The organism is Streptomyces paromomycinus, assembly GCF_003865155.1.
Taxonomy (GTDB): Bacteria; Actinomycetota; Actinomycetes; order Streptomycetales; family Streptomycetaceae; genus Streptomyces; species Streptomyces chrestomyceticus.
Genome location: NZ_BHZD01000001.1, coordinates 4,997,029 through 5,015,664, shown reverse-complemented (window position 1 = coordinate 5,015,664; position 18,636 = coordinate 4,997,029). Strand labels below are relative to the sequence as shown.

At 71.7% G+C, this 18,636-nt stretch carries 19 protein-coding genes; 8 read left to right on the top strand and 11 right to left on the bottom strand.

The features are described from left to right. Positions 1–17: 17 nt before the first annotated feature. The 3 genes from OEIGOIKO_RS21245 to OEIGOIKO_RS21235 all read left to right on the top strand — a co-directional run bounded on the left by OEIGOIKO_RS21245 (position 18) and on the right by OEIGOIKO_RS21235 (position 1,934). Positions 18–710: a DUF4232 domain-containing protein gene (locus tag OEIGOIKO_RS21245; RefSeq protein WP_125055380.1), complete on the top strand. Its 693-nt coding sequence runs from the start codon at positions 18–20 to the stop codon at positions 708–710. A gap of 132 nt (positions 711–842) precedes the next feature. Beyond that, positions 843–1,073 carry a DUF6458 family protein gene (locus OEIGOIKO_RS21240; protein WP_030021168.1) on the top strand — a complete coding sequence of 77 codons (231 nt, stop codon included), beginning with the start codon at positions 843–845 and terminating at the stop codon, positions 1,071–1,073. A gap of 84 nt (positions 1,074–1,157) precedes the next feature. Beyond that, on the top strand, positions 1,158–1,934 hold the full coding sequence (locus OEIGOIKO_RS21235) for a class I SAM-dependent methyltransferase (protein WP_125055379.1): 777 nt from the start codon (positions 1,158–1,160) through the stop codon (positions 1,932–1,934). 79 nt (positions 1,935–2,013) lie between these two features. Here OEIGOIKO_RS21235 and OEIGOIKO_RS21230 read toward each other — a convergent pair whose 3' ends face one another. Together OEIGOIKO_RS21230 and OEIGOIKO_RS21225 are read right to left on the bottom strand one after the other, a co-directional pair. Continuing rightward, positions 2,014–2,514 carry an RICIN domain-containing protein gene (locus OEIGOIKO_RS21230; protein ID WP_125055378.1) on the bottom strand — a complete coding sequence of 167 codons (501 nt, stop codon included), beginning with the start codon at positions 2,512–2,514 and terminating at the stop codon, positions 2,014–2,016. A gap of 134 nt (positions 2,515–2,648) precedes the next feature. Then, positions 2,649–3,617 carry a ribosome-inactivating family protein gene (locus OEIGOIKO_RS21225; RefSeq protein WP_125055377.1) on the bottom strand — a complete coding sequence of 323 codons (969 nt, stop codon included), beginning with the start codon at positions 3,615–3,617 and terminating at the stop codon, positions 2,649–2,651. A 238-nt stretch (positions 3,618–3,855) separates the two neighbouring features. Here OEIGOIKO_RS21225 and OEIGOIKO_RS21220 point away from each other — a divergent pair, with 238 nt between their 5' ends. Next, positions 3,856–6,300: an ATP-binding protein gene (locus tag OEIGOIKO_RS21220; RefSeq protein WP_125055376.1), complete on the top strand. Its 2,445-nt coding sequence runs from the start codon at positions 3,856–3,858 to the stop codon at positions 6,298–6,300. Between the two features lie 227 nt (positions 6,301–6,527). On the opposite strand, the gene OEIGOIKO_RS42945 is transcribed toward OEIGOIKO_RS21220, so the two are convergent. Further along, positions 6,528–6,704: a hypothetical protein gene (locus OEIGOIKO_RS42945; protein WP_170251787.1), complete on the bottom strand. Its 177-nt coding sequence runs from the start codon at positions 6,702–6,704 to the stop codon at positions 6,528–6,530. 76 nt (positions 6,705–6,780) lie between these two features. Between OEIGOIKO_RS42945 and OEIGOIKO_RS42940 the strand changes: the two genes are divergently transcribed. Beyond that, positions 6,781–7,200, top strand: coding sequence for a DUF4232 domain-containing protein (locus OEIGOIKO_RS42940; RefSeq protein ID WP_125055375.1), 420 nt, complete (start codon positions 6,781–6,783; stop codon positions 7,198–7,200). Positions 7,201–7,242: 42 nt separating this feature from the next. On the opposite strand, the gene OEIGOIKO_RS21205 is transcribed toward OEIGOIKO_RS42940, so the two are convergent. Continuing rightward, positions 7,243–9,081, bottom strand: a complete 1,839-nt coding sequence (locus OEIGOIKO_RS21205; protein ID WP_125055374.1) for an NHL domain-containing thioredoxin family protein — start codon at positions 9,079–9,081, stop codon at positions 7,243–7,245. 169 nt (positions 9,082–9,250) lie between these two features. Here OEIGOIKO_RS21205 and OEIGOIKO_RS21200 point away from each other — a divergent pair, with 169 nt between their 5' ends. Further along, on the top strand, positions 9,251–9,754 hold the full coding sequence (locus OEIGOIKO_RS21200) for a hypothetical protein (protein ID WP_125055373.1): 504 nt from the start codon (positions 9,251–9,253) through the stop codon (positions 9,752–9,754). Positions 9,755–9,822: 68 nt separating this feature from the next. On the opposite strand, the gene OEIGOIKO_RS21195 is transcribed toward OEIGOIKO_RS21200, so the two are convergent. Beyond that, positions 9,823–10,011: a hypothetical protein gene (locus OEIGOIKO_RS21195; RefSeq protein ID WP_125055372.1), complete on the bottom strand. Its 189-nt coding sequence runs from the start codon at positions 10,009–10,011 to the stop codon at positions 9,823–9,825. Positions 10,012–10,160: 149 nt separating this feature from the next. Between OEIGOIKO_RS21195 and OEIGOIKO_RS21190 the strand changes: the two genes are divergently transcribed. Then, positions 10,161–10,652, top strand: a complete 492-nt coding sequence (locus OEIGOIKO_RS21190; RefSeq protein WP_125055371.1) for an LURP-one-related/scramblase family protein — start codon at positions 10,161–10,163, stop codon at positions 10,650–10,652. A gap of 7 nt (positions 10,653–10,659) precedes the next feature. Here OEIGOIKO_RS21190 and OEIGOIKO_RS21185 read toward each other — a convergent pair whose 3' ends face one another. Continuing rightward, positions 10,660–11,448 (bottom strand): carbon-nitrogen family hydrolase, encoded by a 789-nt coding sequence (locus OEIGOIKO_RS21185; RefSeq protein ID WP_125055370.1) that lies wholly within the window; start codon positions 11,446–11,448, stop codon positions 10,660–10,662. A 144-nt stretch (positions 11,449–11,592) separates the two neighbouring features. Between OEIGOIKO_RS21185 and OEIGOIKO_RS21180 the strand changes: the two genes are divergently transcribed. Continuing rightward, the gene (locus OEIGOIKO_RS21180; protein ID WP_125055369.1) at positions 11,593–12,417 is read left to right on the top strand and encodes a maleylpyruvate isomerase family mycothiol-dependent enzyme; all 825 of its coding nucleotides are present in this window, start codon (positions 11,593–11,595) and stop codon (positions 12,415–12,417) included. Positions 12,418–12,505: 88 nt separating this feature from the next. On the opposite strand, the gene OEIGOIKO_RS21175 is transcribed toward OEIGOIKO_RS21180, so the two are convergent. From OEIGOIKO_RS21175 to OEIGOIKO_RS21155, 5 genes are all read right to left on the bottom strand, one after another. Next, entirely contained in the window at positions 12,506–13,759 is a 1,254-nt protein-coding gene (locus OEIGOIKO_RS21175) for an MFS transporter (protein WP_125058833.1), read from the bottom strand. 137 nt (positions 13,760–13,896) lie between these two features. Then, positions 13,897–14,622 carry a GntR family transcriptional regulator gene (locus tag OEIGOIKO_RS21170; RefSeq protein WP_125055368.1) on the bottom strand — a complete coding sequence of 242 codons (726 nt, stop codon included), beginning with the start codon at positions 14,620–14,622 and terminating at the stop codon, positions 13,897–13,899. 122 nt (positions 14,623–14,744) lie between these two features. Next, the gene (locus OEIGOIKO_RS21165; protein WP_246177460.1) at positions 14,745–16,421 is read right to left on the bottom strand and encodes an MFS transporter; all 1,677 of its coding nucleotides are present in this window, start codon (positions 16,419–16,421) and stop codon (positions 14,745–14,747) included. A 90-nt stretch (positions 16,422–16,511) separates the two neighbouring features. Continuing rightward, on the bottom strand, positions 16,512–17,960 hold the full coding sequence (locus tag OEIGOIKO_RS21160) for a UDP-glucose dehydrogenase family protein (protein WP_125055367.1): 1,449 nt from the start codon (positions 17,958–17,960) through the stop codon (positions 16,512–16,514). Positions 17,961–18,208: 248 nt separating this feature from the next. Further along, positions 18,209–18,532, bottom strand: a complete 324-nt coding sequence (locus tag OEIGOIKO_RS21155; RefSeq protein WP_246177458.1) for a hypothetical protein — start codon at positions 18,530–18,532, stop codon at positions 18,209–18,211. Between the last annotated feature and the right edge of the window lie 104 nt (positions 18,533–18,636).

Sequence of the window (18,636 nt, the reverse complement as noted above, 5' to 3'; positions counted from 1 at the left end):
CTACCCCGGGAGCCCCCATGCCGCGCCACACCGTTACGGAGGCCGCCACCGCCCACAGCGCCCGCCGCCGTGCCGACGGCGGGCGCACGCGTACCCGTATCCTGCGGACCGCTGCCGCCGGGCTCACGGCCGTGGCCGTCCTCGGCCTGCTCACCGCCTGCGGCGGGCAGGAGGCGCTCAAGACCAGCGACGCCAAGCCGTTCCACCCCTTCGGGAAGGACTCCGGCGGCTCGGACGAGCCGCTGGGTCCGGGCATGCCCAGCAGTTCCCGTACCGGCCAGGCCGTCGGCAACAGCGGCCGCCCGGCCTGCGACTCCTCGAAGGTGGTGGTCGCGGCCAAGCCCCTCCCCCAGCCGCCCGGCCGCCTCCTCCTCCAGGTCACCAACACCTCCGCCGCTGCCTGCGATCTGTACGGGTACCCGCGTCTGCGGGACGGTGACGTGTCCCCCACCAGCGCCCCGAACACCCGCAGCGCGCCCCGCTCGCCCCTCACGCTCGCCCCCGGCGGCACCGCGTACGCCGCCCTCACGCCGTCCGCCGCCGGTTCCGCCCCCGAACGGCACGCCCTGTCGGTCGGCTTCACGGACCACCGCGGCCACGGCATACCCGGGGCCCGCGCACGCGTCCAGCTGCCCGGCGGTGTCCGCTTCGACGGTGGCGCGCGGGTGACGTACTGGCAGTACGACGTGAACCGCGCCGTACGGCCGTAAGCCCCCGTCCCCGGAACGACGCGGTCCAGCCATGTCTCCCGGCCCCCCGACTCACGCGATTGCCCCCACCGGCCCCGGGTACCCGGTCAACGACCGGCCCGGAACATCCAATTGCGTACGGAGGCAACAACCATGGGCATCGGATGGTGCATCGGTCTGCTCGCGCTGGGAGGCATCCTGACCTTCGCGGTGGACTGGCAGATGGCCGGAGTCAACCTCCACCTCGTCGGTCTGATCCTGATGGCGGTCGGCATCATCGGCATCGCGGCGTACGTCAGCATCTTCAAGCGCCGCCGCATGCAGCCGCCGAGTCCGGCGGCCCCGGTGGTCGAGGAGACCCACCGGATGCACTACGAGGACTGACACGGCGGCTTCGTGCGTCCCCACCCGGCGACGCACGCACAAAACCCTTTGCCGCCGAGCCCCACCGAGAGCACCCTGAACGCCATGCCCTTACGACAGGACGCTCAGGACGCTCACGTCGATCAGGAAGCCCTCTGGGACGCGGAAACCGCTCGCCGCTACGACACGCCCGGCACCGGAATGTTCGCCCCCGAGGTACTGGACCCGACCGTGGACCGCCTCGCGGAACTGGCGGACGGCGGCCGGGCGCTGGAGTTCGCCGTCGGCACCGGCCGCGTAGCCGTACCGCTCGCGCGGCGCGGCGTCCCGGTCACCGGCATCGAGCTGTCCCAGCCCATGATCGACCAACTACGCGCAAAGGCCGACGAGGCGACCATCCCCGTCGTCATCGGCGACATGGCAACCGCCACCGCCCCTGGCCCCTTTCACCTCGTCTACCTCGTCTTCAACACCATCTCCAACCTCCTCACCCAGCCCGAACAGGTCGAGTGCTTCCGCAACGCCGCCCGCCACCTCGCCCCGGGCGGCCGTTTCGTCATCGAACTGGAAGTACCCGCCTTGCGGAAACTCCCGCCGGGCCAGCACGCCGTGGTCTTCACCTCGGACCCCGGCTACCTCGGCGTGGACACCTACGACCCCCTCCACCAGCACCTCACCTCCCACCACTTCCGCTACACCGAAGACGGCAAGGCCCACTTGGCCCGCAGCCCCCACCGCTACATCTGGCCCGCCGAACTCGATCTCATGGCCCAGCTGGCGGGGTTCGAGCTGGAGTGCCGGCATGCGGACTGGGAGGGCGGCGAGTTCACGGCCGAGTCCGGCTCCCATGTGTCGGTCTACCGGCTGCCGGGTGGCGCATAGCGGTCCTCGCCTGCGGGACGGCCAACGGGCTCCGCCCCGCGATCGCGCCGCGGGGCGGAGCCCGGGGTGGGCACCGGTGCTAGTCGAACGGTATCCACCACTTCATGTAGGAGTTGGATTCCGAGAAGTTGCTGGTGTACGCCTGACCCTTCATGTTGGAGTCCAGGGCGCGCTTGTTCTGGTGGTTGACCAGCACGGAGGTACCGTTCGCCTGGTAGTGCTGCTCCCACAGCTGCCGGGGGTTCTCGGAGTCGCAGGCTCTGGCCATCACGCGGTCGCTTCCTGTGCCCCCGCCTGTGAGGCAGAGGCCGGTCTTGCTGTTCTGCAGCATCACGCCCTTGCCGGAAGAGTGGAAGTACCAGCGCTGGTAGGGGTTGTTCACGCCGCAGCCGTTGCTGTTGTCCTTGGTGTAGACGGCTCCGTCGGCGTCGCTGTCGAGGCAGTACGACGTCTGCCAGTTGGTGAGCCCGCTGGCCGAGCCCTGTGCGGCCGCAGGGGTCTGTGTGGCCACGACAGTCATGCAGGCGGCGGCGAACAGGGCGCCGACCACGCCGGTCTTCTTCTTCACCGAGATCTTCATTGGTTACCTCCGTTGTGAATTCTTCGGCCCGCCGGGGCAGGGCCTGAGGCTTCGCCGGTACGGTCCCGCGGGCTGTGCGCGGACCGTGGGGTGGCGGGCAGGGCCGACTCGGCTCTGCCCGGCAGGGGGCGTGGTCAGCGTCCGCTGGCGTAGAGCCCGAGGAAGGGGGCGAGTCGCGGGACGCCCCCGGTCCCCTGGCGTATCTGCGTGACGTTGCGGTACGCGCGTCCGTCGATCGTCACGGGAGCAGCGTTCCCACCGTGCACGGTCTGGTGAGCGACGCGGGACAGGGCCGACCACTGGGTCTGCAGTTCGACACCGAAGTTGCCGAGGTGGGCCGGGTGGTTCGGATCGCTCGGGTCGAAACCCAGGTCGATGGCGGCGGCGATACGGTTCTCGATCCAGCCGAAGCGCGCGGCTTCGGCGGTGGCACCGATGAGGTAGGCCAGGGTGCCCCGGTAGGTGTTGCGCGTCGCGTCGGTGATGTAGCTCAGGTTCGTCATTTGGTGCTGCATGTCGATCGCCCGGTACGCGAGGTGCCGACGGTTGGCGTTGGGGTCCAGGGAGTCGTAGTTGCCCCGGTAACCGAGATCGGTGAAGAGCGGCGGAGTGGCCAGCCTTTCGAAGTTCTGGATCTCACGCGCCAGCGGAAGCGTGGTGTCATGGAACTGATAGTGGTGGCCGCGGGCGGTGAAGCCGAGGAGGTACAGGTTGTCCACGCTGAAGTAGAGCTTCACGTGGCACTCACTGGGGCCGCCGTACTCGTTGGTCCAGACGCGGACTTCGATGACCCGGTTCGTGTTCGTCCGTGTCGGCGTGTCGAGCAGGGCCGGGCTGTCGGCGCCGGTCATCTCGTGGCCCGAGGCGGCGCGGAGTCGCGCGACCATCTGCCGGTACCGGTTCGCACGGTCCGCGCCCGCGTTGCCCCCGGAACTGGTGTCGTCGAAGCCCTCCATGTGCCAGTCGATGACGGTGTACCGCTGGGAGGTTTCCGCCTGGGCCGGCGTGCTGCCGACGGTCATCAGGGTGCAGGTGGCCAGGAGGGCCATGAGCATGGTGCCCAGGCGTCTGCCCGCGCGGCGTAGTGCGGGGATCGGATTCATCGGTGGCTTCCCTGAGGTGGTCGGCGCGGGCCCACGCACACAGGTGCCGGCTCCGCGGAGAGGAAGGGGGCGGCTTCGGGACGCCGGTGGTTCCGGTTCCTTGTCCGCGCCTCAGAGCCAACCCGATGAAAGGCAGGCGGCCCAGGCATTTCCACCGGCAGAAGTAGCGTCGGGCATACTTCTGCCGGACGGTTTCACCGTTCCTGCCGGGACCACGTCGATCAGGGGATGCACACAGATGGGCACCGGGACACCGGCTGGCGGCGCCTTCGGCGCGCACCTGCGCGCGCTGCGCACGGGCGCGGGGCTGAGCCAGGCGGAGCTGGCGCAGAGCGCGGGGGTCAGTGTGCGCGGGCTGTCGGACATGGAGCGCGGCACTTCCCGCGGCCCGCAGCGCCGGACCGTGCAGGCCCTGTCCGCCGCCCTGCGTCTGGACCCCGCGGCCGCCCGAGAACTGGAGCGCCTCGCAAGCCTGGGCCGCCCCCGCCCGGCTCGCGCCGAAGCCTTCCGTCCGGACCGCGCCGAAATCCCCCGTCCGGCCGCCGGGTCCCCCGCCGCCCGCGACGCCGCCACCGCACAGCCACCGGCCACCCGGACAGCCGCGCACCACACGCTGGCACTGCCCCGTGACCTGAGCGACTTCACCGCCCGCGGCCCGGCCCTCGACCGGCTCCGGGCCCTGGTGGAAGACCTCGATCCGGCCCGGCCGCCGGTGGCCGTGATCTGCGGGCAGCCGGGCCTGGGCAAGACCAGCTTCGCCGTGCACGCCGCCCACACCCTCGCCCCGCACTTCCCCGACGGGCAGTTCACCCTCGACCTGCGTGGCATGGACGACTGCCCCGTCGCCCCCCGCGACGCACTCGCCCGTCTGCTGCGCGCCCTGGGCGTGGCGGAGGCCGCCGTGCCCGCCGGCACCGAGGACCGCGCCGGGCTGCTCCGTTCCGTCCTGCGCGAGCGGCGCGCACTGCTTCTGCTCGACAACGCCGCCACCGAGGATCAGGTCCGCCCCCTGCTACCCGGCCACAGCCCCACCCTCACCCTGGTCACCAGCCGCCACACGCTGGCGGGCCTCGAAGCCGTGCACCGCACCGAACTCGCCCTGTTGCGCCGTGAGGAAGCCGTCGAACTGCTCACCCGCATCATCGGCCCCGAACGCGTCCGTCAGGAGAGCCAGGCCGCCCGCGACCTCGCCGAGCTGTGCGGACACCTGCCGCTGGCCGTACGCATCGCCGGACAGCGCCTGGCCTCCTGCCCCGGCGAACGCCTCGCCAAGCTCGTCGACCGGTTCGCCGCCCACGAGAGCCGCCTCGACGCGCTGCGGGCCGGCTCCCTCCAGGTCCGCGCCGCCTTCGAGCTGTCCTATCAGCAACTGGACCCGACCGCCCGCACCGTCTTCCGCCGCGCCGCTCTCGCCGACGGCCCCGACTTCAGCCCCCGGACCGCCGCCCTCCTGGCCGGCCTGCCCCTGCGCCACGCGGCCAGGTACGCACAGGACCTCACCGACGCCGGCCTTCTCCAGCCCCACCCCAGCGCCGACCGTTACCGCTTCCACGACCTCCTCCGCCTGTTCGCCACCGCACAGCTGGACAAGGAGGACACACCCGCCGACATCTCCCTCGCCCACTCCCGGACCGATGCCTGGATGCTGCGCCGGGCCACCGCCGCCGCCCGGCTGTTCACCATCGACCACCGCCCCGACGGCTGCCGCGACGACGAGGGTGGCGACCCTGACCCGGCCACCGCGCCGGCCGACCGCGACCAGGCCCACGCCTGGCTGGAGGCCGAACGGACCCAGTGGCTCGCCGCCCTGCGCCGGACCCAGACGGCCGGCCGCCACCGGGAGGTCGTCGACACCGCCGAGGCGATGCACTGGTTCTCCGACCGCACCTCGCACTGGGAGCTGTGGACGGAGGTCTTCGAGCGGGCCGTCGGCTCCGCCCGCGCCCTGAACAGCAGGCGTGACGAAACCGTCCATCTCAACTACCTCGCCTGGGCCCACAACACCTGCCTCCACGACCACGCCACCGCGCTGAGCACCGCGCAGGCGGCCCTGGCCCTGGCACGTGAGACCGACGACCAGCTCCAGGTCGGCTGGGCCCACAACTACGCGGCTCTGGCTCTCGACAGGCTCGGACGGTCCGACGAAGGCATCGCCCACCTCCACCAAGGCGCCGACTGCCTCAGCCGGCAGACCGGCCCGCAGAGCCGGCTCGCCGAACTCTCCATCCTCAACGCCCTCGGCCGGCTCCTGCGCCAGGCCGGCCGCCCGGACGAGGCACTGACCGTCCACCGGCGCAGCGAGGCCCTGTGCCGCGCCGGCATCCCGGGAAAGCCCCACGAACTGATCGACCTGTACCGGGCATCGGCCCAGCAGCACATCGGCAACGACCTCGCCGCCCTGCACCGCTGGGCTGAGGCCGAAGCACCGCTACGGCACGCGGTCGCCCGCTTCGAGGCGGCCCGTATGCCGGCCTGGAGCGAACCGGCCCGCCTCGACCTCGGCATCGTCCTGCGCCGCTGCCACCGGGACGAAGAGGCCCGCGCCACCCTGACCGCCGCCTACGAGGGCCTCGTCGGGCTGAACCACCCCCGGCAGCTCGAAGCCGCCGACCAGTTGCGCCTGCTCGACGAAGCCGGCGGTTCGCTGACCGGAACCCGGGGAGAACGAGGCCCCGTCGGGTAGTGACTGTGCCCCGGCGCCAGGCTTTCCCCCCGCACAGAATGACGTTTATTGCGACTGATTGCGGCGTTCTGGCACAGAAGGTGACGGCACTGGCGTCCCGTGCCTCACTCGCTATGGTGGCTTTGCCATGACACCGTCACACGCCCCACCGGCGCACTCGTCGTACCGATCACCGTGACACCACTGGGGGACCCCATGTCCGCACGCCGCTCCCGCCGCTCCGCCGCCTACGCGGCGCTCGCCGTCGCGATGGCCGGATCGCTCGCGCTGACCGGTTGCTCCGGGAATTCGAAGGGCAAGAAGAGCGCGAAGAAGTCGTCCTCGAAGTCCTCGAAGTCCTCGAAGTCCTCGAAGTCCTCGAAGTCCTCGAAGTCCTCGTCGAAGAGCAAGAAGAAAAAGATCATCGGCGGTGGCGCGGCAGCGGGCGCGGGGGCCGGGGCGGCGGCCGGTTCGCGGAGTGCGCGGGCTTGCGGCCCGGGGATGTTCCGCTTCGAGGTGTATGCGCACACGCCGAACGACCACGTCGTGATCAAGGCCGTGAACACCAGCAGCACCCGCTCCTGCCTGGTCTACCACCACCCGCTGATCCGCTTCGGCGGCGCCAAGGACCCGTTGCCGCTGCTCAAGGGCAGCAATGTCATGGGCGGGGACGTGGAGACCGTCCGGCCCAAGGGCGCGGTCTGGGCGAGCATTCCCACCGCCACCGCAGCCCAGAAGGGCAGCGGCAAGAAGACGTACGCGACGATCGAGTTCAGCGGCAGCGACCTGAACGGCGCCCCGAAGGGGCCGCCGCAGCGCGTCTCCTTCCCGACCGCGCCGGTGGCGGTCGGTGCCTCTCAGGTCACGTACTGGCAGAGCACGCTGAACCGGGCGGAGAGCTACACGAAGCCGAAGGGGTAGGCGGGCGCCGGCCCGGGGGCGGCCCCGGGCCGGCGCCCCGTGTCACCCGGCGGCCGCCTCGTCCATCCCCGCCAGCACCAGCGCCAGCCGCCCCGTACCGCCCTCGACCACCCGCACCGGCACGCCCCAGTCCTGCTGGTGCACATGGCAGGCCGGGTACTCGATCGCCGGGTCGTCGTCGCAGGACGCCGCCATCGCGGAGACGTGCAGCACGCCCTCCGTCACGCCGTCCGCGAAGACCAGCTCCCGGCTGAGGTCGGTGTCCGCGCCGTCGCCGGAGGCCAGCAGCTCGGGCGGGGTCGAGCTGACGAGCAGGCGCGTGGACGGGCCGTACCGGAGGTCCAGCTTCTGGCCGGCCGGGGCCTGGAAGATGACGTCGAGGCTGAGCTTCCCGGGGCCGACCTCGGTCGCCGCGCGCTGCGTGCGGTGCGCGACGGACTCGACCCGTACGGCCTCCTCGGGCAGCCGCAGCCGGGTCAGCCGGTGCCGCGCCGATTCGACCACCACGATCTCCGGATCGCCGGAGCCTTCGCCGCCGACCAGCACCGCGTCCGACGGCTCGCGCAGGTCGGTGGCGAGCGTGGTGACCTCACCGGTCGCCGGGTCGTAGCGGCGCAGCGCTTGGTTGTACGTGTCGGAGACCGCCACCGAGCCGTCGGGCAGCGCGGTGACGCCCAGCGGGTGCTGGAGCAGTGCCTGGGCCGCGTCGCCGTCGCGGTGCCCGAAGTCGAACAGGCCGGTGCCGACCGCCGTGTGCACGACCAGGTCGGTGTCGAGCCAGCGGACCGCGCTGGTCTCGGAGTCGGCGACCCACAGCCGGTCGCCGCCCGCCGCCAGCCCGGACGGCTGCGCGAACCACGCCTCGGCCACCGGCCCGTCCACCAGGCCCTCGTTCGTCGTACCGGCGACCGCCTCGACGGCCCCCGTGGCCGGGTCGTACGTCCACAGCTGGTGCACGCCGGCCATCGCGATCCACAACCGGTCCTGCCACCAGGCCACGTCCCACGGCGAGGACAGGTCGACGTCGCGGGCGGGGCCGGAGGTCGCCGAGCCCTGCCACCACTGCTTGCCGGTGCCGGCCACGGTCGCGATCTCGCCGGTCTCCGGGTCGAACGTGCGGATCGCGTGGTTGACGGTGTCGGCGACGGCGACCGTGCCGTCCGGCAGCAGCGCCAGGCCCTGCGGCTCGCTGAAGGAGTCCGGGCCGAAGCCGCGCTCGCCGCTGCCGATCCGGCGCAGTACGGTCTCGCCGTCCGCGGCCAGCTCCACGAGCTGGTGCCGGGTGGTGTCGGAGACCAGGAACGTGCCGCCGGGCAGGCGCAGCGCCTTGCCGGGGAAGCGCAGGTCGGTGGCGACCGGCTCCGGCGGCACGTACGGCCCGTCGCCGCGCCGCAGCGTCCCCTTCGCCTCGTGCTCGGCCTCCAGCTCCGCCACCAGCGTCTCGATGGCGTGCGCGTGCCCCTCACCGGCGTGCTGCGCGACGACGTACCCCTCGGGGTCGATGACGACCAGCGTCGGCCAGGCCCGTACCGCGTACTGCTTCCAGGTGGCCAGCTCGGGGTCGTCCAGCACCGGGTGCTCGACCTCGTACCGCTCGACGGCGTCCACGACGGCCTGGTGCTCGGCCTCGTGCACGAACTTCGGCGAGTGCACCCCGATGATCACCACGGTGTCCCGGTGCCGCTCCTCCAGCTCCCGCAGCTCGTCCAGGACGTGCAGGCAGTTCACGCAGCAAAAGGTCCAAAAATCGAGAATGACAATGCGTCCCCGCAGGTCAGTAAGGGTGTACTCCTTACCGCCGGTGTTCAGCCAGCCGCCCTTGCCGATCAGCTCGGGGGCACGGACACGGGCACGGCGGGGCGCGGGGGCGGCATCGTTCATGCTCCAAGCTTGCCACCCGGCCGTGAACGCAGGATCACGCCCGTACACCGCGCCTGATCAGGCCATGCGCTCCGCCGCGGCGGCGACGGCCGGCGCGAAGGGTGGGGTGGGCTGCCCTCACCGCCGCTGTACCGTCGCCTTCGGAAGAAGAGCACCGGCAGGGGGTGGGATGAGTCAGCTTGAGTTCAGCTGGGAACTGAGAGGTACTGGTTGGGCGATCTGCCGGATCGCGGACGGTGCATCGGAGCGGAAAGACTTCGTGAGCTACTGCACGGACGCCCTCGCAGACGTGCTCCACGGTGTCGCAGGGCTCCACGGCCGCACCTCCGTCCAGCGTTTCTCTTTCGATCTTGAGCCGGCCGAAGTCAGGTGGGTCCTGCGCCGCAGCGGCTCGGACGTGCACATCGCGATCTACCGGTTTCCCGACATGTCCACGAGCTTCGACGTGCCGGACCGGGCAGGCACACTCTCGTGGACCTCCACTCAGCCCCTTGGCCTCCTCGGGCACGTCGTCCTGGAGGCTGCTCAATCGGTGGCCCGGCTCCACGGGGAGGACGGCTACAGGGCGAAGTGGATGCGGTACCCATTTCCCGTTGCCGCGCTGCAAGACCTCCGTCGTCTGCACTTGCAGTACGACAGATGCCAACGCCGGCACGGCGGGCTGTCCGTGTAGACCACGGTCGGATGCGAGCGTGCTGGTGCGGCGGCAGTTCAATGTCTGTCCCGGCGGCGCCCCGCCCCTCACGTCCACCCCTCCTCCAGCTCCGTCCCGTGCGCCGTGCGCACGTGTTCCTTGATCAGGACCCGGGCGTCCGTCTCGGCGCTGTGGTCGTGGGCGGCCGCGGCGCGGCGGCGGGTCGTGTTCAGGTGGGTGCAGCGGGTGCAGCCCGGGTCCGGGGTGAAGTGCCGTGTCGTCGCCGCGTCTGCCATGGGGTCATGGTCCGGGTGCGGTGGCCTGCGGGGGCGAAGGACCCGCGCAAGCCCGTTCCAAGGTCACCTGGGTGCGCGGGCGGGCCGGTGGCGGCGTGTCCCGGGGCGTGCGGGCGCGTGGGGGCGAGGCGGCCGGGAACATGTCCGGCATGAAGCTTCTCGTGCACGACCGGATCTTCGGCATCGGTGACGACTACTGGATCGACGACGAGCACGGGCGGCACGTGTATCTCGTCGACGGCAAGGCGCTGCGGCTGCGGGAGACCTTCGAGCTGAAGGACCCCGAGCGGCGGGTGCTGGTGACCATCCGCAAGAAGTGGCTCGCCCTGCGCGACACCATGACGATCGAGCGGGACGACCGGCCGCTGGCCACCGTCCGGCGCAAGCGGCTGTCGCTGCTGCGCAACCACTACCGGGTCGAGCTGGTGGACGGCACCGAGCTGGACGTCAGCGGCAAGATCCTGGACCGCGAGTTCGCCGTCGAGTACGACGGCGAACTGCTGGCGGACATCTCGCGCCGCTGGCTGTCGGTGCGGGACACCTATGCGGTGCACGTGGTGCGGGAGGACGCCGACGCGGCGCTGCTGATCGCCGTGGCGGTGTGTGTGATCCGGCTTGCGGAGCGGGAGAGGGAGGGGTGAGCGGGCTTTACGGGGTGGGCAGGCCCAGTACCCGGTCGCGCAGGGCCGGGAAGTCGGCGCGGGTCTTCGCCACCTTGGCCGGGTCCAGGTCGACGGTCAGCACTTCTTCGTACGGCCCTGCCTCCGCGAGGACCTCGCCCCACGGGTCGACGACGACGCTGTGGCCCGCCTGCTCGACGCCGCCGTTGGTGCCCGCGGTGCCGCAGGCCAGTACGTAGCTCTGGTTCTCGACCGCGCGGGCGCGGGCCAGCAGCGACCAGTGCGCGCGGCGGCGGGCGGGCCAGCCCGCGGGGATGACGAGGGTCTGCGCGCCGGCGTCCACCAACTGCCGGAAGAGTTCGGGGAAGCGCAGGTCGTAGCAGGTGGCGAGGCCCAGGGTGGTGTCGGGGAGCGGCACGGTGACCGGTGTGTCGCCGGCGCCCATCAGCACGGCCTCGCCCTTGTCGAAGCCGAAGCGGTGGATCTTGCGGTAGGAGGCGGCGAGGGCGCCGTCCGGGGAGAAGACCAGGGACGTGTTGTAGAGGGTGCCGTCGGGGGCCCGTTCGACGAAGGAGCCCGCGTGCAGCCAGACGCCGGCGTCGCGCGCGGCCTGCGACATCGCCTGGTGGGTGGGGCCTTCGAAGGGTTCCGCCTGGTCGGCGAAGGTCTCGAACGCGAAGGCGCCGACCGGCCACAGTTCGGGGAGGACGACCAGGTCGCTGGCCGCTCGCTCGCGGACCAGTGAACCGGCCCGTTCATGGCGTGAATTGACTGGTTCCGCCGGATCCACGTGCAGCTGGATCAGTGAAGCGCGCACAGTACCACCGCCTAAGCATTCGAACCGGTCCGCCGTCAAAAATCAGCCTACGATGGTCACCCGAAAGCGCTGCCGGGGTACCCGTGCGCAGCGTAACTTAACTGCACAGACCGCAGCCCGCGTACGAACCGTCCGAGGGGTCCCGTGACCGTCCATCCCAGCCTGCAGCCCTCCATCGATGCCTGGTCGCACTCCATCGAGGCGATATCCGAGCTGGTCAAGCCACTTGTGGAAGGCGAGTGGAACCGGGCGACGGACCTTCCGGGGTGGTCCGTGCGCGACATCGTCTCGCACATCATCGGCCTGGAGAGCGAGATGCTCGGGGACCCCCGGCCCATCCATTCCCTGCCGCGCGACCTCTACCACGTACGCACGGAATTCGCCCGCCGGATGGAGCTCCAGGTGGACGTCCGGCGGCACCACACCGGCCCGGAGATGACCGCCGAGCTGGAGTACATGGTCATCCGCCGCGCGCGGTCGCTGCGCAACGAGACCCGCGACCCCGAGACGGTGCTGCGCACCCCGCTCGGTGAGGACCGCACGCTCGCGTACGCCCTGCGGCAGCGGGCGTTCGACGTGTGGGTGCACGAACAGGACCTGCGCCACGCGCTGAACCTGCCCGGCAACCTCGACTCCCCCGGCGCGCAGCTCACCCGGGACCTGCTGCTGCTCGCGCTGCCGAAGGTGGTCGCCAAGGACGCGGGCGCGCCCGCCGATTCGGCGGTGGTCTTCGACGTGGGCGGCGCGCTGGAGTTCATGCGGACGGTCCGGGTGGACGCGCAGGGCAACGGCACGATCGACGAGAGCGTCTCGCTCGGCCCGGCCGTGACGCTGGCGATGGACTGGGAGACGTTCTTCCGGCTGGCCTGCGGCCGGGTGCGGCCCGCCGCCGTCGCCGGGCAGGTGAAGATCGACGGCGACCGGCCGCTGGCGGACGCGGTGCTGGAGCATTTCGCGATCACGCCGTGACGGGGACGGTGCAGGGACGGTCACGTCGTAGGGCGCGAGCTTTCACGGGCGTACGGCCGGGAACACCCCCGCCCGGCCCCTCGGCCCCTCACGCCGGTACGTGCACCGCCTCCACCCGGCTGGTCACCAGCCGCTCCCGCTCCCGCCGGTGCGCCCGGCCGCGCAGCCGCAGGATCTGTGCGACGCCCAGCGCCTCCAGGACAAAGACGGAGACGAACGCGATCCGGTAGTTGTCGCCGGTCGCGTCCAGCAGGACGCCGATCGCCAGCAGCGTGGTCATCGACGCGGTGAAACCGCCCATGTTGACGATGCCGGAGGCGGTGCCCTGGCGCTCCGGCGGGTTGGCCGGGCGGGCGAAGTCGAAGCCGATCATCGAGGCGGGGCCGCAGGCGCCGAGCACGGTGCACAGGACGATCAGCAGCCATACGGGCGCGTGGTCGGCCGGCCAGGCCAGCGTGACCGCCCACAGCAGCGCGGTGGCGGCGACGGTGCCGAGCGCCAGCGGCGTACGGGCGTTGTGGTGGCGGGCGATGACCTGCCCGTAGACCAGGCCGACGACCATGTTGGACAGCACGACGAGGGTGAGCAGTTCGCCCGCTTCACCGCGCGTCAGGCCCTGGGCCTCGACGAGGAACGGCAGGCCCCACAGCAGCAGGAAGACCATCGCCGGGAACTGGGTGGTGAAGTGCACCCACATGCCCAGCCGGGTGCCCGGCTCGCGCCAGGCGTCGGCTATCTGGCGGCGGACGTACGCGCCGCCGGTGTGTGTGGCGGGAGCCGGGGCGGGCTCGTAACCCTCGGGATGGTCCTTGAGGAAGGCCAGTACCAGGGCGAGGACGACGAAGCCGCCGAGCGCGCTGGCCACGAAGGTCGGGGTCCAGCCGAAGGTGTGCAGGAGGCGGGCCAGGACGAGGGTGGAGACGAGGTTGCCCGCCATGCCGATGAGGGCGGCGATCTGGGCTATCAACGGGCCCCGGCGGGCCGGGAACCAGCGCGCGCCCAGCCGCAGCACACTGATGAACGTCAGCGCGTCACCGCAGCCGAGCAGTGCGCGCGAGCCCAGTGCCATGGCGTACGACTGCGACAGCGCGAAGCCGAACTGGCCGACGGTGTACAGCACGACGCCGAGGATCAGCACCTTCTTGGTGCCGAGCCGGTCGACCATCAGGCCGACGGGTATCTGCATGCCCGCGTAGACGAGGAGCTGGAGGATGGAGAAGGTGGAGAGCGCGGAGGCGTTGATGTGGAAACGTTCCGCCGCGTCCAGGCCCGCCACGCCGAGGCTCGTACGGTAGGTGATCGCCACGAAGTAGACGGCGACGCCGATGCCCCAGACGGCCATGGCCTTGCGGCCGCCGGGCGGGTCGCCGGGCAGCAGGGTGCCGTGGCCCGTGGGGCCGCCGCCCGATATACCGCCGCCCGCCGTACCGCCGCCCGCCGTACCGCCGCTCGTCGTTCCGCCGCTCGTCGTTCCGCCGCTCATCGGACGTCCCCCTGCGCCAGGTTCCGCACCCAGCTGACGTGGCGGTGCACGGCGTCCACGGCCGCGGCCGCGTCCCCGGCGCGCAGCGCCTGGAGGATCTCGCCGTGCTCCGCGATGTTCTTCGCGATCCGATCCGGGTTGGCGTGCATCACGGCGACGCCCATCCGCAGCTGCCGGTCCCGCAGCTGCTCGTACAGCCGGTCCAGGATCTGGTTCCCGGCGTTGCGGACGATAGCGGCGTGGAAGCAGCGGTCGGCCACCGAGACGGCGGCGAGGTCGCCGGAGGCGGCCAGTTCCACCATCTTGGCGAGCTGGTCCTCCAGCTCGGCGATGAGCGCGGGAGAGGCCGGCACGGCCTTGCGCGCGGCGTGCTCCTCGACGAGCAGCCGGGTCTCCACCACGTCCGCGATCTCCTGGGCGGAGACCGGCAGGACCATGGCGCCCTTCTTCGGGTAGAGCTTCAGCAGCCCTTCGACCTCCAGGCGCAGCAGCGCTTCCCGTACGGGCGTGCGCGACACGCCGACGGCCTCGGCCAGCTCCCCTTCGGTGAGCAGCATGCCGCCCTCGTAGTGGCGCTCCAGTACGGCCTGCTTGACGTACGCGTAGACCCGCTCGGCGGCGGGCGGGGCTTTGGCGGGCGCGGCGGCGGGGCCGGGTGCGGAGGCGTTCGTGGCGCGTGGGGTGTCCGGGGCAGCAGTGACCGGAGCGACGGATGAGGGCATGTGCACAGCATAGATACAACACGTATGCGTCCGGGAGGGCGGTCCAGGATGCGGACGGGTGCGGGTGGGGGCGTGGCGGGAGCGGGGCGGGGGCGCACGGCACGGCCTGCCGCCCCGGCGGCTCAGTGCTCGTGCGCCGTCAGCTCCTCGTCGCGGTCCAGGGCGTACGCCCAGATCAGGTGCCGTACGCGGGGAGCGCTGCCGGGGCGGGTCAGGCCGCGTGCCCGGAGCTCCAGCTCCTGGTCCTCCTTGGTCCCGCGTTCCAGGTGCTGGCGCAGATGCTCCCGCTCGGAGACGACGGTGAACGTTTCGAGGAACAGCGTCGGATCGTCCATGTCCTCGTAGAGGCCCCACATCGTGGCGCCGGTCCGCCGCCGGGCCTGGCCGACCGGCCGCATGGCCCGGATGAACGCCTCCGCGTCCGGCCGGTCCACCCGCCACTCCACGATGACCATGACGGGCCCGATGTTGCGGCCCGGCGTCTGCATGCTCTCCGTCTCGGGCCAGTGCTGGACGTGTTCCATGTCGATGTGGCCCGCGGGCATCGGCATCGTCCGCATGCCCACCACCGTGGTCAGCGCCAGCCCGATGCCCGCGATCACGAACGCGCTCTGCACGCCGAACCAGTCGGCCACCAGCCCCCAGCCCACCCCTCCGACCGCCTGGCCGCCCATGAAGACCAGCTGGTAGTAGGCGAGCGCGCGGGTGCGTGCCCAGACGGGGAGCAGGATCTGGGCCGAGGCGGAGAGGGTGGAGAGCACCGCCACCCAGGCCAGGCCCGAGATGATCAGTGCGACGGCGGCGACGAGCGACGACGTGACCAGTCCGATCACGGCCATGGTGGCCGCGTACAGCATCATCGCGACGGTGACCAGGCCGTTCGTCGTCGTACGGGGCCGTACCGCGGGCAGGGCCAGCGCACCGGCCACCGCGCCCACCCCGACGCAGCCGAGCAGCAGCCCGTAGCCGCCCGCGCTCATGCCCAGCGGGCCGCGGGCGATCGCCGGGAGCAGCGCCCACAGGCCGCCCGCGAAGAGCATGAACAGCCCGGAGCGGCCGAGTACGGCACCGAACTCCGGTGCCCTGCGCACGTACCGGGCGCCCGCGCGGATCGCGCCGCGTACGTGCTCCGAGCCCAGCGGGCGGTGGGTGGCGGGTCGCCGCCAGGCGTACAGGACGACCATCACGCCCAGGAAGGACAGCGCGTTGATCCCGAAGGTGGCCGCCGGGCCGGCTGCGGAGATCAGGATGCCGCCGAGGGCCGGTCCGGCGGCTCGCGCGACGTTGCCGTTGGCGCTGTTCAGGAGGGCTGCCTGGGGGATCTCGTCCTTGGTGACCAGTTCGGGCTGGATGGACTGGAAGGAGGAGATGCAGAAGGCCTCGCCGACGCCCATCACGGCGGTGAGCAGGAGCAGCAGCGTCGGGGTGGCCTGGTCACCGGCGGTGACGGCGGCCAGGCCGGCCGCGCCGATGAACATCAGCAGTTGCCCGCCGAGGAGCAGCCGCCGCTGGTCGAGGATGTCGCCGAGTGCTCCGGCGGGCACCACCAGCGCGAAGACCGGCAGGGTGGTGGCCGTCTGGACGAGGGCGACCTCCAGCGGGCCGCCGCCGAGGTCGCCCATCAGCCACTGGGCGCCGACGGTCTGCATCCAGGTGCCCATGTTGGCGGCGAGCTGGGCGATCCACAGCGCCCGGAACATCCGGCGGCGCATCGGGGCCCACGCCGACGGTTCCGGACGGGCCGCCTCCGGGGGTGCTTCGTCCGGGGGCGGCTCGTCCAGCGTGGGTGGCTGATTCACCGGAAACGCTCTCCTCGCCGTGGGCGCCGACCGCTGTGTCCCTGTGTCCGTACCCGCGACGGCCGCGCACGGTTCCTTACGTCCCGATATTCACCGGTCTGGGAGAGGGGGCGGCGGCTCCGGAGGGCGGCTGCGGACCGCGGCTTCCGGCGCCGGCCCCGCGCCACGCGCACCGGCCGCCGGGCCGGACCTGCCGCTTACGGACGGGCCGGACCTGCCGCTGACGGCCGACGCGGGCAGCCGGGTGCCGATGCTGCGGTAGCGGACGGGCAGGGCGGCCATCTGCTCGGGGCTGAGGCAGTTCTTGCCGTCGATGACCAGCCGCGGCTCGTACAGCAGGGCGGACAGGGCCCGCCAGTCCGCCTCGATCGCCTGCGGCCACTCGGTGAGCACCACGACGGCGTGCGCCCCCTCGACCGCCTCCGTCAGGCCGGGCGCGGGGCGGGCGCCGGGGAAGAGCCCCGCGATGGCGTCCGTGTCGGTGCCCGGGTCCCACACCCGTACGCGCGCGCCCTGGCCGAGCAGCGCCGGGACCACCGTCCGGCTGGGCGCCGCGCGCAGGTCGTCGCTCCAGGGCTCGTACCGTACGCCGAGCACCGCGATCTCCGCGTCCGCCAGGCCGTCGGCGGGCCCGTCGCCGAGTTCGGTGCGCAGCAGCTGGACGGCCAGCCCGAACTGGGCGTCGTTGACGGCGATGGTGGCGCGCAGCAGCGGGGTCGGCAGGCCCTCGGTGCTCGCCCAGTGGGCCAGCGCGTTGGTGTCCTTGGGCAGGCAGGAGTCGCCGTAGCCGAGGCCGGGCTGGAGGAAGGCGTGGCCGATCCGTGGGTCGAAGCCGACGCCCTGCATCACGTGGTCGACGTCGATGTCCGGGCCGCAGCACATGCCGGCCACCTCGTTCGCGAAGCTGATCTTCGTGGCGAGGAAGGCGTTGCTGGCGTACTTGATCATTTCGGCGCCGGACGGCGTGGTCTCGACCCACGGCGCGGCGATCCCCTCGTACAGCTCACGCAGCGCCCGCAGCCCGGCCTCGCCCCAGGTTCCGGCCACGATACGGGCGGGCACGGCCCAGTCGTCCAGCGCGCTGCCCTGGTTGAGGAACTCGGGGTTGTACGCGAAGCGTTCCCGCAGTCCGGGATACGTCTCGGCGAGCACGGCGCTCGTACCGGGCGGCACGGTGGACTTCAGTACCACGCAGGGGGCGGGCAGCAGTTGCAGGATCTCGTCCAGTACGGAGGTGACCTGCGTCAGGTCGGCGGACCCGTCGGCGGCTGGCGGCGTGCCGACCGTGACGAGCACGATGTCGAACGGTGTCCGCCGGTGCGTTTCGGTGACGGAGCCGGAGAAACCGAGCCGCCCGGTGGCCTGCGCGGCCGCCAGCTGCTCCGGCAGTCCGGGCTCGAAGACCGGGGCCCGGCCCGCGTCCAGGAGGCGCAGCCGGTCCGGGTCCTGCTCGACCCCGGTGACGTGATGGCCTTGATGGGCGAGGGCGACCGCTCCGGTCAAGCCCACATATCCCTGTCCTACGACCGCTACTCGCATCACAAATCAGCCCCTTCGGTCCTGCTGATTTGATTCGCCGCGCCCCCGGAATCAGGATTCGTGCCGCCGATTACGGCTTCGTGCCGCGCGACGAGGCAATTGTTGCCAGTGTGCGGGGTGCGGTGCGAAGGCGCAGCCGGAGCCGGCCTCCCGTAGCGGAAAAGGCGTCCGGGCTGGTGGTGGAACCGTCCCGGACGCCCTTCGTATCAGCGCTTCAGGTCAGCGCCGCCAGTTTCCGCCGCGCCAGGTCAGCGCTTCCAGTTCGTACCGACCGACACCAGCTTGTCCTTGCCGCAGTCGCCGCCGAACGACCACGAGCCACGGCCGACCCAGGCGCCGTTCTTGGCATAGGTCTTCCGCTTGGAATTCCAGCACTCGGTCTCGGCGCGCGCCTTGCCGCTCCACACGATGCAGCTGGCGGTCCACTTGTGCTTGCCGCTCTTCCAGTTGCCGCACGCGTAGTCGTTCGACTTGGCGCTGGCAGGCGAAGCCGTACCGAGCAGCATGCCGCCGACGAACACCGCGCTGGCCGCGATTCCGGCCACCCGGCCGCGCTTTCCGGAAATCCGCATTTCCCGTAAACCCCGTTTCCGCCCGGGAGAGCCGGGCGTACGTATATGGAATGCCCGCGACATGCGGGCCATGATCATTATCCCACAGCTCCGGAAAACGGTGA

Excerpts from the sequence above, each read along its gene's own strand:
- OEIGOIKO_RS21195 (WP_125055372.1), bottom strand. The coding sequence starts at position 10,011 with ATGGCAGACGCGGCGACGACACGGCACTTCACCCCGGACCCGGGCTGC.
- OEIGOIKO_RS21230 (WP_125055378.1), bottom strand. The coding sequence starts at position 2,514 with ATGAAGATCTCGGTGAAGAAGAAGACCGGCGTGGTCGGCGCCCTGTTC.
- OEIGOIKO_RS21225 (WP_125055377.1), bottom strand. The coding sequence starts at position 3,617 with ATGAATCCGATCCCCGCACTACGCCGCGCGGGCAGACGCCTGGGCACC.
- OEIGOIKO_RS21160 (WP_125055367.1), bottom strand. The coding sequence starts at position 17,960 with ATGCGAGTAGCGGTCGTAGGACAGGGATATGTGGGCTTGACCGGAGCG.
- OEIGOIKO_RS21155 (WP_246177458.1), bottom strand. The coding sequence starts at position 18,532 with ATGCGGATTTCCGGAAAGCGCGGCCGGGTGGCCGGAATCGCGGCCAGC.
- OEIGOIKO_RS42940 (WP_125055375.1), top strand. The coding sequence starts at position 6,781 with ATGTTCCGCTTCGAGGTGTATGCGCACACGCCGAACGACCACGTCGTG.
- OEIGOIKO_RS21240 (WP_030021168.1), top strand. The coding sequence starts at position 843 with ATGGGCATCGGATGGTGCATCGGTCTGCTCGCGCTGGGAGGCATCCTG.
- OEIGOIKO_RS21175 (WP_125058833.1), bottom strand. The coding sequence starts at position 13,759 with ATGGCCGTCTGGGGCATCGGCGTCGCCGTCTACTTCGTGGCGATCACC.
- OEIGOIKO_RS21200 (WP_125055373.1), top strand. The coding sequence starts at position 9,251 with ATGAGTCAGCTTGAGTTCAGCTGGGAACTGAGAGGTACTGGTTGGGCG.
- OEIGOIKO_RS21220 (WP_125055376.1), top strand. The coding sequence starts at position 3,856 with ATGGGCACCGGGACACCGGCTGGCGGCGCCTTCGGCGCGCACCTGCGC.
- OEIGOIKO_RS21170 (WP_125055368.1), bottom strand. The coding sequence starts at position 14,622 with ATGCCCTCATCCGTCGCTCCGGTCACTGCTGCCCCGGACACCCCACGC.
- OEIGOIKO_RS21235 (WP_125055379.1), top strand. The coding sequence starts at position 1,158 with ATGCCCTTACGACAGGACGCTCAGGACGCTCACGTCGATCAGGAAGCC.
- OEIGOIKO_RS21245 (WP_125055380.1), top strand. The coding sequence starts at position 18 with ATGCCGCGCCACACCGTTACGGAGGCCGCCACCGCCCACAGCGCCCGC.
- OEIGOIKO_RS42945 (WP_170251787.1), bottom strand. The coding sequence starts at position 6,704 with ATGATCTTTTTCTTCTTGCTCTTCGACGAGGACTTCGAGGACTTCGAG.
- OEIGOIKO_RS21205 (WP_125055374.1), bottom strand. The coding sequence starts at position 9,081 with ATGAACGATGCCGCCCCCGCGCCCCGCCGTGCCCGTGTCCGTGCCCCC.
- OEIGOIKO_RS21190 (WP_125055371.1), top strand. The coding sequence starts at position 10,161 with ATGAAGCTTCTCGTGCACGACCGGATCTTCGGCATCGGTGACGACTAC.